Source organism: Ralstonia sp. 25C, assembly GCF_051904805.1.
Classification (GTDB): Bacteria; Pseudomonadota; Gammaproteobacteria; order Burkholderiales; family Burkholderiaceae; genus Ralstonia.
Window position 1 is genome coordinate 1,430,349 of sequence record NZ_CP196737.1, and the last position, 15,090, is coordinate 1,445,438.

Genomic DNA, 15,090 nt, shown 5'->3' on the forward strand with positions numbered 1-15,090 from the left:
TCCGGAGTAGTGGCGGCCCGATAACCGATGCGGCCGCGATGATCCGGAAATTGTAATCGCGCGCTACACGCCACGCTGGGGCGTGGAACCTCGTGTGACCAAACGCCCGGTCAGCAAGACACGGCGCGTTGGCAAATCAGGCTGTGCAAGGCGATCCTGCAACATCGCCATCGCCATGCGGCCGATGTCGTACACCGGCTGCTCGATCACGGTGATGCCGGGGCCGGCCAGTTCCGTCCACGGCTCGTTATCGAAGCCTGCCACGGCGATGTCGCGCGGAACCTCCAGCGACAGGCGGCGCAGCGCCCGTAGCACGCCCAGCAGCGATTGCGCGTTACTGGCGACCAGCGCGTCGGGCCGCTCACCGCTGGAGAGCCACGCCAGCGTTTCGGCCTCGGCCGCCTCGGCGGTGGGCAGGATGAAGCGCGTCTCAGCCGTCAGCCCATTGCGCGCCAGTGCGGAGGCAAACCCGGCTTGGCGCTCGGCGCCGGTGCTGCTGGTGCGCCCGAACAGCCCGCCGATGCGGCGATAGCCCTGCGATGCCAAGTGCTCAGCTAACCCCTGCGCGGCCTGCTGGTTGTCGAGCACCACGGCATCCACGCCACATGCCGGGCCGGCGCGGTCGATCAGCACCACCGGGTAACCCAGGTCCACCGGTTGCTGCGCCTCGGCAATGCTGCGCGTTGGGGAAAGGATCACCCCGGTCACACGCTCCTCCGCCATCAGGCGCAGGTACATCGCTTCCTTCTCCGGGTCTTCATCGGAGTTGCAGAGGATCACACGCAGGCCAGCGGCGTAGGCGGCGTCCTCCACCGCGCGGCTGACGCTGGTGAAGAACGGGTTGCGGATGTCCGACACGATCAGCCCGACCGTCTGCGCCTGCTGGGAGCGCAGCCGCCGCGCCGACAGGTTCGGCCGGTATCCCGACGCCGCCACCGCCGCATCCACGCGCTTGCGCAGCTCCACGCTCACAGGGCCGCCGGCCAGCGCGCGCGACACGGTCGCCACCGACACGCCCGCCGCCGCCGCCACGTCCTTGATCCGAACCGTCATGCTGAAATCGTTTCCACAAAAACCTCATGATAGCGAAAGGCGACACCGCGACCAATGTTGGCGCCTCTCAGGGAAAACCCCGTAAACAGCGGAATAGCCGTCACTTTACGCGGCAGTGCACATTGACACCCCAACTGTAATCGATTTCAATTCGCCATCATTGATGACATGTATGCCGGGCCGTACGAGCCCGGCAGCCGCAGGAGACTCCGCCGCATGGCTTCCGCCCTGATCAGCGCCGAACGCATCCGCTTGCAGCAGCACGCCACCGACAAGGCCAGCGCCATCCGCGCCGCCGGCCAGTTGCTGGCCGATTCCGGCTGCATCGACCCCGCCTATATCGACAGCCTCTTGCGCCGCGAAACCGTGGCCAACACCTTCCTCGGCCACGGCGTCGCCATCCCGCACGGCATGGGCGAAGACCGTCACCTGATCCGCCAGACGGGCATTGCCGTGCTGCAGTTTCCCGAGGGGCTGGAATGGCACCCCGGGCAAACGACGCATCTGGTCTTCGCCATTGCCGCGCAGTCGGATGAGCACATCGCACTGCTGCGCCGGCTGACGCGCCTGCTCAACGATGACGTGCGACTGCGGCAGCTCTTCACCACGCGCAACGCTGAAGAGATCGTCGCCGCGCTCTCGAACGACGTGCCGCCCCCGGTGGCAAGCGCCCCGGGCACGGACCTCGCCGAGCAGCGCACGCTCGTGCTGGAGTACCCCAGCGGCCTGCACGCCCGACCCGCCGCGCAGTGGGTGGAAGCCGCGCGCCGGTTTGCTGCACGCATCCAGGTCCGCCATGGTGATGAGACGGCCGATGCCAAGAACCTCGTCGCGCTGCTTCAATTGGGGCTCGCCGCTGGCAGCACGCTGACGCTGTCCGCCGAAGGTCCGGACGCGGCCGCCGCGCTCGACAGCCTGCAGCACACCATCCGCGGCCTGACCACGCAGGAACGGGCCCAGGCCGCGCGCGATACGCAAGCCGCCCGCGCACGCCAGACCGCGCACGGCTGGCAAGCCGACGCCGCCGCGCCCGCCATCGGTGGCATTGCGGCAAGCCCGGGGCTGGCGATCGGGCCGGTCCACGTGCTGCAGCATGGCGCGGCCACGGTGCCCGATCACCCCGTCGCACTGAGCACGGGCGGCGACCTGCTGGACAAGGCCCTGGCCGACACACGCACCGAACTGGCCGCCCTCGCCCACGACACCGCCACGCGCATTGGCGAGGCCGAAGCCGGTATCTTCAAGGCCCAAGCGGAATTACTCGGCGACACCGACCTGATGACGCTGACCTGCCAGGCCATGGTCGAAGGCCACGGCGTGGCCTGGTCGTGGCATCAGGCGGTGGAGCGGCTGGCCGAGCGGCTGGCTGCGCTGGGCAACCCGTTGCTGGCCGCGCGTGCGGCTGACCTGCGCGACGTAGGGCGGCGCGTGCTGGGGCACATCGATCCAGCGTTGCGGGGCACGTCGCAGACGCTGCCGGACACGCCGTGCATCCTCGTTGCGGCTGACCTGTCGCCATCGGACACCGCCGCGCTGGATACGCGCCGCATCCTCGGCATCGTCACCGCGCAAGGCGGGCCGACCTCGCACACCGCCATCCTGACGCGCACGCTGGGCATTCCCGCCGTCGTGGCCGCCGGTCCCGCTGTACTGGATGTGGCTCCTGGCACGCAGGTTATCGTGGATGGCACCGGCGGCCGGATGGTGCTGGACCCGGACGCCGCCACCGTCGCCAGCGCGCGCGCCTGGCTGCAGGAAGACGCCGCACGCACGCAACGCGAACAGGCTGAACGCAGCCTGCCCGCCCGTACCCGCGACGGCCACACGGTGGAGATTGCCGCCAACGTCAACCTGCCCGCGCAGGCCGCCGAAGCCATTACGCTGGGCGCGGAAGGCGTGGGCCTGATGCGCACGGAATTCCTCTTCCTCGAACGCGACCACACGCCCGACGAAGACACCCAATACGCCGTCTACGCCGAGATGCTCAAGGCCCTGAACGGCCGTCCGCTGATCGTGCGCACGCTCGACATCGGTGGCGACAAGCAGGTGCCTCACCTGAACCTGCCCACGGAGGAAAACCCCTTCCTCGGTGTGCGCGGCGCGCGCCTGCTGCTGCGCCGGCCCGACCTGATGGAGCCGCAGTTGCGTGCGCTGTATCGCGCCGCGCGTGATGCCGGCGAGCATGGCGACAGCAGCGCCCTGTCGATCATGTTCCCGATGATCACCTCGGAGAGCGAAGTCATCGCCCTGCGCGCCGCATGCGAGCGCATCCGCACGCAAGTGAACGCGCCCCACGTGCCGCTGGGCATCATGGTGGAGGTGCCGGCCGCCGCGCTCCTCGCCGACCGGCTGGCCGAGCATGTCAACTTCTTCTCCATCGGCACCAACGACCTCACGCAATACACGCTGGCGATCGACCGCCAGCACCCGGATCTCGCCGCCGAGGCCGATAGCCTGCACCCCGCCGTGCTGCGCCTGATCCAACAGACTGTGCAAGGTGCAGCGCGCCAGAAACGCTGGGTGGGCGTGTGCGGCGGCCTGGCGGGCGATCCGTTCGGCGCGTTGCTGCTGACCGGCCTGGGCGTGCACGAGCTGTCGATGAGCCCGCGCGACATTCCGCCCGTCAAGGCGCGGCTGCGCGAAGCGGATTTCACCGCGCTCAGCGCACTGGCCAACCGTGCCCTCGCCTGCGCGTCCGCCCAGGACGTGCGCGCACTGGAAGCAGCCATGCCCAAGGCCATCGGCAAGGAGCAGGCCGCAGCATGAGTACGAAGACAAGTACAAGCGCAAGCGCACGCATCGTCACCGTGACCCTCAATCCGGCCATCGACATGACAGTGGGGCTGGACCACCTCGAACGCGGCCGCGTCAACCTCGGCCGCAGCGTCACGCACCAGGCCGGCGGCAAGGGCGTCAACGTGGCCGGCTGCCTGGCCGACTGGCACGTGCCCGTGGTAGCCACCGGCCTGCTGGGCGACGCCAACGCGGAGTTGTTCGAAGCGCTGTTCGCGCGCAAGGGCGTGCTGGATGGCTTCTGCCGCGTGCCGGGCAGCAACCGCACCAACATCAAGATCAGCGACGCCTCCGACGGGCAGACCACCGACATCAACCTCCCCGGCATCGATGCCACGCCGGCGGATGTGGAAGCGCTGTGCAGACGCATCGACGCGGTTGCTGACGTGGCAGGCGTTGCGCTGTGCGGCAGCCTGCCGGGCGGGCTGCCCGCCGATACCTATGCACAGTTGCTTGCGCGGTTGAACCAACGCGGCCTGCGCACCCTGCTCGACACCAGCGGTGCACCGCTCGCGCAGGCGCTGGCGGCGCCACGCAATGCCCTGCCGACGGCGGTCAAGCCGAACCGGCACGAGCTGGAACTGTGGGCCGGCACCACGCTGCCCACGCTGACAGACGTCGTAGACGCGGCACGCGGCATCCATGCGCGCGGGGTCGCACAGGTCATCGTCTCGCTGGGTGAAGACGGCGCGCTGTTCGTCAGCGAAGACGGCACGTGGCAGGCCAGCCTGCCGCCCGTGCGCGCCGCCAGCACCGTCGGCGCAGGCGATGCCATGGTGGCCGGCGTGCTGGCCGGCTGGCATGCCGGCGCGAGCACCGAAGACACCGTGCGCCTGTCCGTGGCCTTTGCCGCCTGCAAGCTGCAGCGCCTTGGGCCCCACCTGCCGGCACCCGCGCAGGTGCGCGAACACGCCGCCGCAGTCCGCATGCAACGCGTGGCCTGAGCGCCCGCAGTCAACTACATCAAGGAGCCAACCATGGCAAACCTGTTGGCAATTCTCGGCGCGGACGGCCGCACCACCCGCGCCATGCTCGCCGGAGCCGCCCTGCGCCACGCCGCACGCGAATCCGGCTGCAAGCTCGACGTAGATGTACGCGGCCCGGACACGCTGCCCTCGGTCGATACCAAGGCGCTGTCGACTGCCGATGCCGTCGTGTGGGCGGGCGTCTCCCCGGACAACGCCGCGCGCCAGGCCAACCCGCGCACGATCGAGGTCACGATCGACGAGGTGCTCGACAATGCGCGCGCCGTGCTCGAACGCATGGTCCACGGCGCGCCGGCGCCCGCCGCCCAGGCAACGCCGAAGCGCATCGTCGCCATCACCTCGTGCCCGACCGGGATCGCGCATACCTTCATGGCGGCCGAAGCGTTGACGCAAGCCGCTGCCGCGCTGGGCCACACCATCCACGTGGAAACGCAAGGCTCGGTGGGGGCACAGAACACGCTGTCTGCCGAAGCCATTGCGGATGCCGACCTCGTCTTGATTGCCGCGGACACGCAGGTCGACGCGTCGCGCTTTGGCGGCAAGCGCGTCTTCCGGGCCGGCACCAAGGCGGCCATCCACGACGGACAGACGCTGATCCGCCGCGCGCTGGACGAGGCCAAGGCGGAAGCCGCTGCCACCGGGTCGGCCAACGCCGCCGCCCCCGCCGAACAACAGCGCACCGGCCCGTACAAGCACCTGATGACCGGCGTGTCGTTCATGCTGCCCTTCGTGGTGGCGGGCGGCATCTTGATTGCGCTGTCCTTTGCGCTCGGCGGCATCTACGTGACCGAGGCTTCGGCAAGCGGCACGCTGGGCGGCGCCCTGTTCCAGATCGGCGCCAAGTCGGCCTTTGCATTGATGGTGCCGGCGCTGGCCGGCTACATCGCCTATTCGATCGCCAGCCGGCCCGGCATTGCTCCGGGCATGGTCGGCGGCATGCTGGCGGCCAGTCTGGGGGCGGGTTTCATTGGCGGCATCGTGGCGGGCTTCGTGGCCGGCTACGGCACGGACGCGCTCAACCGCTGGCTGAAGCTGCCGCGCAATCTGGAAGGCCTCAAGCCCGTGCTGATCCTGCCGGTGCTGGGCTGCCTGCTCACCGGCCTGGTGATGCTGTACGTAGTGGGTGCGCCGGTGGCGGCATTGCTGGGTTCGCTCACCAACTGGCTGCGCGGCATGCAGGGCGCGAACGCCGTCCCGCTGGGGGCGCTGCTGGGCGGCATGATGGCATTCGACATGGGTGGCCCCATCAACAAGGCGGCCTATGCCTTCAGCACGGGCCTGATCGGCGCCCAGGTCTACACGCCGATGGCCGCCACCATGGCCGCCGGCATGACCCCGCCGCTGGGCATTGCGCTGGCGGCATGGCTGTTCCCCTCGCGCTTTACCAGCGATGAGCGCCAAGCCGCCCGCGCCACCGCCGTGCTCGGCCTCGCATTCATCAGCGAGGGCGCGATCCCCTATGCGGCACGTGACCCGCTGCGCGTGATTCCCGCCCTGGTGGTCGGCTCGGCGTGCACCGGGGCGCTGTCGATGCTGTTCGGTGTGGAGTTGCGCGTACCGCACGGCGGCGCCTTCGTGCTGCCGATTCCGAATGCCGTCACGCACCTGGGCGGCTACGTGATCGCGCTGGTAGCCGGCACCGTCATCACCGCGGTGCTGCTGGCGGTGATGAAGCGCCGCGTTGCCGAGGCAAGCTGACGCGCCATCGCCTGTTGCTGAAAGGAGCCGCGCACATCACGCGGCTTTTGTGTCTCAAAAACGCTCAAAACTGCCGTAAACGCCCCGATTTGGTTTGCCAGCCCAGCCTGTTTCGCTATGATGCCGGCAATACAAATGTAACTTTCTTCGGGGGAAGAGCCATGCAGGCACGCAGCATCACGCGGCGGCTGGCGGCGTTCGCAGTCAGCGCCATCGGCATCACAACAATGGCAGCCGCAAGTCCGGCACAAGCAGAAACCGGCGTCACCAACGACACCATCGTCGTCGGCCAATCCGCGCCGATGAGCGGTCCGGCCGCCCAGCTCGGCCAGCAGATGAACCGCGGCGCCAAGCTGTACTTCAACGCCGTCAACGCGGCAGGCGGCGTCAACGGCCGCAAGATCGAGCTCAAGGTGCTCGACGACTTCTACGAGCCCGACGCCGCCGCGCGCAATACCAAGACGCTGATCGACGACACCAAGGTTTTCGCCCTGTTCGGCTACGTGGGCACGCCCACCAGCCTGGCCGCGCTCAAGGTGGCGAACCCGGCGGGCGTGCCGTTCTTTGCGCCGTATTCGGGGGCCTCGGCGCTGCGCGAGCCGTTCGCGCACAACGTGTTCCACGTGCGTGCCAGCTACAACGACGAGACTGCTGCCATCGTCCAGCAGATCCGCACGACCGGTCTCAAGCGCATTGCCGTGGTCTACAACGACGATGCCTACGGCAAGGCCGGCATCGATGGCGTGCAACGTGCACTCAAGCTCCCCGCCGGACAGGGCGTGGCGCTGGTCGCGCAAGCCACCGTGGCGCGCAACACCACGGACGTGAAGGCGGCCATCAGCAACGTGCTGGCGCAAAAGCCGGACGCCGTCGTCGTCATCAGCGCTTACCAGACCGTGGCCGCGCTCGTGAAGAGTGCGCAGGAACAGGGCTATGCGGGCCAGTTCTACAACGTGTCGTTTGTGGGCACCAAGGCTCTGGCCGACACACTGGGCAAGGCCGGCGGCGGCGTGGTCATCTCGCAGGTGATGCCGTATCCGTATAGCGGCGCATCGCCGGTGGTGCGCGATTACCAAAAGCTGCTGAAGGCCGAGGGCATCACCGATTTCGACTACGGCAGCATCGAGGGCTATGTCGCCGCGCGCGTGTTTGTGGAAGGTCTCAAGCGCGCAGGACGCGACCTCACGCGCGAGAAGTTCATCGGGGCGCTGGAGTCGATGGGCAATTACGACGTGGGCGGGTTCAACGTCAACTTCTCGCCGAGCAACCACGTCGGGTCGAAGTTCGTCGAGATGACGATCATCAATTCGAGTGGGCAGGTGATTCGCTGAGTGTGAATCGACTCAAAATCGCCTCCAAATCGCCGCAAAAAAGAACCGGGCCACGTGCCCGGTTTTTTTGCGCCTACGCCGGCTGCAACTGCGGTTGCCGCTGTGCCAGCCGCCGCATGAACGCCTCGCATTGGGCGATCTGCGTGAGCTCGATGTACTCGTTGGGCTTGTGGGCCTGTTCGATATTGCCGGGGCCGCAGACCACCGTGGGGATGCCCGCGCGGGAGAACAGGCCGGCCTCGGTGCCATAGTCGACTTTGCCTGCTGAGCCCCGGTTGTCGGCCAACGCTTGCGCCAGCGCAACGAGTTCGTGTGAGGGCGCAATCGATAGGCCCGGTGTGTTGGCTTTGATGGCGAAGCTGATGTCGGCATCGCTGGCGATACGGCGCATTTGCGGCAGCAGCGTGTCGTGGGCGTAGCGCTCGATTTCGCTAAAGAGCTGGTCCGGATCGGTGCCGGGCAGATAGCGGAAGTCGAAGGTGAATTCGCAATCGCGCGGCACCACATTGGTGGCGATACCGCCTTGGATCGTGCCGGTATTGAGCGTGGTATGCGGAACGACAAAGGCACCGTCGCGTGCCTCCTCCGCTTCAAGCCGCGCGGCAATGGTGCGCAGATGCGCGATCAGCAGCGCAGCAAATTCGATGGCATTCACGCCCTGTGGCGTCAGCGCCGAATGCGCCTCCTTGCCGCGCACGCAGCAGCGGTATTCGCGTTTGCCTTTGTGCGCGACGATGGCGCGCATCGAGGTGGGCTCGCCGACGATGCAGCCGGCAGGCCTGATGCCGTTGGCTTCCAGATCGCGCAGCAGGCCGCGCACGCCGACGCAGCCGATCTCTTCGTCGTACGACAGCGACAAGTGAAAGCTGGCGTCACCCCCTCGCTCCCCTGCCGCCATGAAGTCAGGCACGTGCGCGAGTGCAACGGCAATGAAGCTCTTCATGTCGGCAGTGCCACGCCCGTACAGGCGGCCATCGCGCAGTTGTGCGTCGAAGGGGTTGGTGTCCCACGGCTGGCCGTCGACAGGGACCACGTCGGTATGGCCAGAGAGCACCAGACCCGGCTTGCGCCCCGGTGAGAGCGTAGCGAACAGGTTGGCCTTGCCGCCGGTCGCGTCGTACGTCAGGCGGCACTCGGCACCTTGGGCGCGCAGGCGGTCGCGCACCCATTCGATCAGGCCAAGGTTGGAGTTGCGGCTGACGGTGTCAAACGCCACCAGCGTACGGATCAGTTGCAGAACCTCATCGGACGGCTGTTGGATGGCGATGGACATGGTGGTGAGCGCGCGATTTGGGCTGGATCGTTCAGGCTTGATCGTTCAGATGGCAGGCTGAAAACCGCAGTGGTGCAATCTCCTTGAGCACCGGCTGCTCCGTTTTGCAGCGCGGCATGGCATGCGGGCAGCGCGGATGGAAATGGCAGCCGGGGGGCGGATGCAGCGGCGAGGGAATCTCGCCCGAGATCGCCACGTAGGTCTTCTTGCGGACTTCCAGTGTAGGCGCTTCGGCCAACAGCGCCTGCGTGTACGGGTGGTTGGGCGACGCGAAGATCGCCTCCGTGGGCGCGGACTCCACCACCCGGCCGAGGTACATGATGACCACGCGATCGCTCACGTGCTTGACCACGCCCAGGTCGTGGCTGATGAAGAGGTACGTGAGGTTCAACTGCTCGCGCAGGCGGATGAACAGGTTCAGCACCTGGGCTTGGATCGACACATCGAGCGCCGCCACCGATTCATCGCAGACGAGGAATTCCGGCTTGACCGCCAGCGCTCGGGCAATGCCGATACGCGCGCGTTGTCCACCCGAAAACTGATGCGGAAAGCGGCGCATCACGGTCGGGTCCAGGCCGACGCGGGTGAGCACATCGGCCACGTAATCACGCTGCGCAGCGGCATCGACCATGCCGTGCACGACCGGCGCCTCGCCGACGATGTCCTGCACGCGCATGCGCGGGTTGAGCGACGCGTACGGGTCCTGAAAAATCATCTGGATGGCGAGCTGCTTTTCACGGCGGCGCTCGGGCGGCAGGCGGTCGAGGTCTACGCCCTTCCACAGGCGCGTGCCGGCGGTCGGCTTGTGCAGGCCCACGGCCAGGCGGCCGAGTGTGGATTTGCCGCAGCCGGATTCGCCGACCAGGCCAACGACTTCGCCGGCAGCAATATCGAGATCCACATGATCCACCGCGTGCACCACCTCTTCCTGCACGCCCGCGCCAAACCAGTTAGCGATGCGCGCGGAAAGGTCGAGCCCTTTCACGAAGCGCTTCGACATGCCTTGCAGCGAGAGGATCGGCACTAGCGGTTCCGTGGACGTTGCCTCGCTGGTCCCCATGCGCACAGCCGCATCGTGTTCGGGATGCTTGGCGTTCATGCGGTGGCCTCCTCGGGGCGGACGGTTACGGGGTGGAAGCAGCGCAGTGCGCGGCCATCGTCGAGCACATCGAGTGAGGGCGTCTGCTTGCAGATGTCGGTGGCGAAGGCACAGCGCTCGCGGAACGCACAGCCCGTGGGCAGCGCCAGCAGCGACGGCGTCATGCCGGGAATCTGCCGCAGCGGTGCGCCACGCGGGTTGCGCGACGGCGCCGAGGCGATCAGCCCGAACGTGTACGGATGGCGCGGCGCCTCCAGCACCTGCTGCACGCTGCCCTGTTCCACGATGCGGCCGGCGTACATTACGCACACGCTGTCGGCCAGGCCGGCCACCACGGACAGGTCATGCGTGATCCAGATCAGCGCGGTGCCGCTCTCACGGCACAGGGTCTGGACCTCGGCCAGGATCTGGCCCTGGATGGTGACGTCCAGCGCCGTGGTCGGCTCGTCGGCGATGATCAGATCGGGCTTGTTGAGCAGCGCAATGGCAATCGCCACACGCTGGCGCATGCCGCCCGAGAACTGGTGCGGATACGCTGTCAGCCGTTCGTCCGGCGACGGAATGCCGACCCGCGCCAACGCCTCGCGCGACATCTCGCGTGCCTGTGCTTTGCTCACGCGCTGGTGGGCAAGCACCGCCTCGATCATCTGCGTATCCACGCGCAGGACCGGGTTCAGCGTCATCATCGGGTCCTGAAAGATCATGGCGATGCGGTTGCCGCGCATGTCGCGCATCTGGCCGGCGGAGAGCTTGCGCAGATCGTGCGTCTTGCCATCGCGGCCCGTCAGTTCGATTCGGCCACCCACCACGCGGCCCGGTGTGTCCACCAGGCCCATGATCGAATAGCCCGTCATCGATTTGCCGGAGCCGGATTCACCGACCAGGCCCATGATCTCGCCGCGGCCGACGGTGAACGACACGTCGTCCACCGCACGGGCAATGCCGCCGCGTGTGGCGAACTCGGTTTTCAGGCCCTCGACGACGAGCGTCGGTTTGCTAGAAGCGGGCGTCGTCATAGCGTTTGCAGGCGTGGGTTGAGCACGTCGCGAAGCTGGTCCGACACCAGATTCATCGACACGATGGTCAGCAGCAGCGCCAGCCCCGGGAAGAAACTGATCCAGTACTTGCCCGACAGCATGTATTGAAAGCCGTTGGCGATCAGCAGGCCGAGCGACGGCTGCGTGATCGGCACGCCCAGGCCGAGGAAGGACAGCGTCGCCTCCAGCGTGATGGCGGATGCGACCTGCAGCGCAGCAATCACGATCAGCGGCGGCAGGCAGTTCGGCAGCAGGTGGCGGAACATGATGCGCGACGGCGGCAGGCCCAGCACCTGCGCCGCCTCGATGTACTCGCGCCGGCGCTCGACGAGCGCGGCGCTGCGCGTGGTGCGTGCGTAGTACGCCCACTGCACCGCCACCAGTGCGATCACGATGTTGGTGATGCCCGGCTTGAGCAGCGCGAGCAGGATCAGCGCCAGCAAGATCGGCGGAAACGACAGCTGCAGATCGGCCACGCGCATGATGAGCGACTCGATGCGCCCCCCCGCAAAGCCGGCGATCAGCCCGAGCACCGTGCCGAGTACCAGCGCAAACACTGTGCTCACCACGCCCACGCCCACGCTGATGCGCAGGCCATACAGGATGGCGGAGAGGATGTCGCGGCCCTGGTCATCGGAGCCGAGCAGGAAGGTCATCCCCTCGCCGGATTTCTCTCCGGGTGCGAGGCGCGAATCGAGCACGTCCAGCTTGGCGAGGTCGTACGGGTTTTGCGGCGCAATCCACGGGGCAAAGATCGCCACGATGATGATGATGGCCAGCACGATCACGCCAATCACGGCGATGCGGCTGGCGCAGAACTGGCGCACGAAGCGGCGCAGCGGGGTTTCTTCGGCGGCCGGTTTGGCCGGGGTTGCAGCGGAAGTCGTCATGTCAGCCCCGGCTCTCAGACAGGCGCACGCGCGGGTCGAGCACGCCATAGACGAGATCGACCACCAGGTTGATGAGGATGAACAGCGCCACGATCACCAGCAGGTACGCGACGATCACCGGGCGATCAAGCAACTGGATCGAATCGATGATCAGCTTGCCCATGCCCGGCCACGCGTAGATCGACTCGGTGACGATCGAGAACGCGATGACCGAGCCAAACTGCAAGCCCACCACCGTCACGATCGGAATCAGGATGTTCTTGAGCACATGCACGCCAACGATGCGCGTGTTGGACAAGCCCTTCGCGCGCGCGAATTTCACGTAGTCCTGCAGCATCGCCTCTTGCGTTCCGGCACGCGTGAGGCGGATGACCATCGCAATGTTCAGCAGCGACAGCGTCACGCCCGGCAGGATCAGGTGGCGGATGCCATCCAGCGTGAGGAAGCTCACGGGGATACCGAACAGCAAGCGCGTCTCGCCGCGTCCGTTCGACGGCAGCCACCCAAGCTGTACCGCAAACACCATGATGAGCATCAGCCCGACCCAGAACGTCGGCAGCGAAAAGCCGAGAATCGAGATCGTCATGATGGTGCGGTTGGCCACCCCATTCGGGCGCAACCCGGCCCACAGCCCGAGCGGAATGCCCAGCACGATCGCCAGCAGGATGGCGAAGATCGCCAGCTCGAACGTCGCTGGCATGCGCTCGAAAATCAGCTTGAGCGCCGGCGTGCCATGCGCGAACGACGTGCCGAGGTTGCCGTGCAGCGCGCCGCTCAGGAAGTACAGGTATTGCTCCCACAACGGCTTGTCGAGCCCCAGCGCGGCAATCGTGCGCGCGATGTCCTGCTGGTCGGCCTGCGGGTTGATGAGGATGTCGACCGGGTTGCCGATGGCGTACACGCCCAGGAACACCAGGATCGACATCACCAGCAACACGGCAACGGATTCCAGCAGCCTTCGGATCAGGAATACCAGCATCTGGGGCTCACTCGCTCACTCGTTTGGGGGGCGTTATTGCGGCTTGAAGCCGTGCGCGTACGTGCGCTCATCCGTGCGCGGCGTGTAGCTGATGCCCTTGCGCGACGCCCACGTCGTCACCTGGAAATGGATGGGGATGATACCGCCGTCCTCCACCACAATCGCGGTCGCCTCTTGCAGCAGCTTGGAGCGCTCCTTGTCGTCCATGGTGTACAGCGCCTTGTCCAGCACGGCGTCCATCTTCGGGTTGCAGTACTGCCCCCAGTTGACGGCGCCGTAGCCCTTCTTGGAATCCTCGCACGCCACCAGCGCCCGCAGCGGTGAGCTGACTTCGCCCGTCTGCGCGCCCCACCCCACCAGCCCGAACGAATACTCGTGATGGCCGCCCTTGGCGGAATGGGTCGCCATCGGCGCACCTTCCACGCGCGTCGCGATGCCCACGCGCGTGAGGTTTTGCGCGATGGTCTGCGCAATCTTCTCGTCGTTCACGTAGCGGTTGTTCGGCGTGTGCAGCGTGACACCGAAGCCATCGGGATAGCCCGCCTCGGCCAGCAGCTTCTTCGCGCCGTCCGGGTCGTACTTGAGCGTCTTCAGGTTCGGGTTATGACCGAACAGCGACGGCGGCACGAGGTTGTTGGTCGGCTCCGACAGGCCTTCCATGATGCGGTCCTTGATACCCTGGCGGTTGATGGCCATGCTCATCGCGCGGCGCACGCGCGGATCCTTCAGCGGGTTCTTGTCGAGCGGCTTGCCATCCTTGCCCGTTACCTCCGGCGTCGGGTCGCGCTTGTCGTCGGTGTACAGATAGATCACGCGGTGCGAGATCTTCGAGAAGAAGTTCAGCGACGCATCGCCGCGCACGCGCGCCAGATCGGGGGTCGGCACGTTCTCGATGGCCTGCAGGTCGCCGGAGAGCAGCGCCGCAATGCGCGTCGCACCGTTCGGGATGAAGCGCAGCGTCACGTGGTCCCACGCGGGCTTCGGGCCCCAATATTGATCGTTGCGCACCAGCTCGACCCGGTCATCACGCGCATAGCTCACGAACTTGAACGGCCCCGTGCCGACCATGCCCTTGCCTTGCGCAAAGTCATCGCTCGACAGCCCCTGCGTCGCCTTCTTCTGCACGATAAACACCGACGTCAGGTCCGACAGAATCAACGGATACGGCTGCGACGTAGTGAATTGGATCGTGTACTTGTCGACGATCTTCTTGTTGATGATCGCCTTGGTATAGGTGTCGAACTTGCCAGGGCTGTTGACGATGGTGGCAGGCCGGTCGATCGACCAGGCCACGTCTTCGGCGGTCAGCTCACTGCCATCATGGAACTTCACGCCGGGGCGCAGCTTGAACTCCCACGTGAGGTTGTTGACCATCTTCCACGACTCGGCCAGGCCCGGAATGATGTGGCTGTCCGGATCCATCTTCACCAGGCACTCGAACATGTGCTCCGACACGTTGATGTTGGAGAACAGGTTATAGAAGTGCGGGTCCATCGAAGTCGGCGGCGAACTCATGCCGATCTTCAGATCTGCCGCCACCGCCTGCGGGTTCGCGCCCACCATCACACATCCTGCCACGCACATCACTGCGGCCACGCGCCGCAAAGTCCGAATCATGGTCACGGCTCTTCTCCCCAAATAAGGAATCGGCGAATCGATTTCGCTCACGGCGCGGCGGCACTTCTGAAGAACGCTCACACCGATGATGGTGACGTCCCTGTCGCGACGCCTCTTTATGCCCGGCAATGCGCAACGCCACAAATTGGTGCATACCCGCACGATCGGCGCCGGAAAACGGCGCTATCGCCGCGCGGGCGGGGGTGAAAAGCAGGAAGCATTCCATGTCGAACGCGCATGCTGCGCCAGCGAGCATGCGAGCGGCATCGGTTCTGGCCGGCCCGGAATCGCCCTTCGGCGTATCATCGGACGTGATTGCGAACTTTCCGTCAGA

Annotated in this window: 11 protein-coding genes; 4 read left to right on the forward strand and 7 right to left on the reverse strand. The window is 66.5% G+C overall.

The annotated features are described in order from the left end of the window. Positions 1-63 precede the first annotated feature (63 nt). A complete protein-coding gene (locus ACS7SF_RS06645; RefSeq protein ID WP_439892244.1) occupies positions 64-1,053 on the reverse strand; it encodes a LacI family DNA-binding transcriptional regulator in 990 nt (329 codons plus the stop codon). A 216-nt stretch (positions 1,054-1,269) separates the two neighbouring features. On the opposite strand from ACS7SF_RS06645, the gene ptsP reads away from it, so the two are divergent. The 4 genes from ptsP to ACS7SF_RS06665 all read left to right on the forward strand — a co-directional run bounded on the left by ptsP (position 1,270) and on the right by ACS7SF_RS06665 (position 7,861). Beyond that, positions 1,270-3,819 carry a phosphoenolpyruvate--protein phosphotransferase gene (gene ptsP / locus ACS7SF_RS06650; protein WP_439892245.1) on the forward strand — a complete coding sequence of 850 codons (2,550 nt, stop codon included), beginning with the start codon at positions 1,270-1,272 and terminating at the stop codon, positions 3,817-3,819. Then, the gene (pfkB, locus tag ACS7SF_RS06655; protein WP_439892246.1) at positions 3,816-4,790 is read left to right on the forward strand and encodes a 1-phosphofructokinase; all 975 of its coding nucleotides are present in this window, start codon (positions 3,816-3,818) and stop codon (positions 4,788-4,790) included. Before ptsP ends, pfkB begins: the two co-directional genes overlap by 4 nt. Positions 4,791-4,823: 33 nt before the next feature. After that, on the forward strand, positions 4,824-6,530 hold the full coding sequence (locus tag ACS7SF_RS06660; RefSeq protein ID WP_439892247.1) for a PTS fructose transporter subunit IIC: 1,707 nt from the start codon (positions 4,824-4,826) through the stop codon (positions 6,528-6,530). Positions 6,531-6,691: 161 nt separating this feature from the next. Continuing rightward, a complete protein-coding gene (locus ACS7SF_RS06665; protein WP_439892248.1) occupies positions 6,692-7,861 on the forward strand; it encodes an ABC transporter substrate-binding protein in 1,170 nt (389 codons plus the stop codon). 73 nt (positions 7,862-7,934) lie between these two features. Here the strand turns inward: ACS7SF_RS06665 and argE are convergent, their stop codons facing one another. The 6 genes from argE to ACS7SF_RS06695 are packed head-to-tail and all read right to left on the reverse strand — an operon-like array spanning position 7,935 to position 14,723. After that, positions 7,935-9,134 carry an acetylornithine deacetylase gene (argE, locus tag ACS7SF_RS06670; protein WP_439892249.1) on the reverse strand — a complete coding sequence of 400 codons (1,200 nt, stop codon included), beginning with the start codon at positions 9,132-9,134 and terminating at the stop codon, positions 7,935-7,937. Between the two features lie 31 nt (positions 9,135-9,165). Continuing rightward, positions 9,166-10,233, reverse strand: a complete 1,068-nt coding sequence (locus tag ACS7SF_RS06675) for an ABC transporter ATP-binding protein (protein WP_439892250.1) — start codon at positions 10,231-10,233, stop codon at positions 9,166-9,168. Beyond that, positions 10,230-11,249, reverse strand: coding sequence for an ABC transporter ATP-binding protein (locus ACS7SF_RS06680; protein ID WP_439892251.1), 1,020 nt, complete (start codon positions 11,247-11,249; stop codon positions 10,230-10,232). The genes ACS7SF_RS06675 and ACS7SF_RS06680 overlap by 4 nt, the downstream gene beginning before the upstream one ends. After that, on the reverse strand, positions 11,246-12,160 hold the full coding sequence (locus ACS7SF_RS06685) for an ABC transporter permease (protein ID WP_439892252.1): 915 nt from the start codon (positions 12,158-12,160) through the stop codon (positions 11,246-11,248). Before ACS7SF_RS06685 ends, ACS7SF_RS06680 begins: the two co-directional genes overlap by 4 nt. 1 nt (position 12,161) lies before the next feature. After that, positions 12,162-13,139, reverse strand: coding sequence for an ABC transporter permease (locus ACS7SF_RS06690; RefSeq protein ID WP_439892253.1), 978 nt, complete (start codon positions 13,137-13,139; stop codon positions 12,162-12,164). Positions 13,140-13,172: 33 nt separating this feature from the next. Beyond that, positions 13,173-14,723, reverse strand: a complete 1,551-nt coding sequence (locus tag ACS7SF_RS06695; RefSeq protein WP_439892713.1) for an ABC transporter substrate-binding protein — start codon at positions 14,721-14,723, stop codon at positions 13,173-13,175. Between the last annotated feature and the right edge of the window lie 367 nt (positions 14,724-15,090).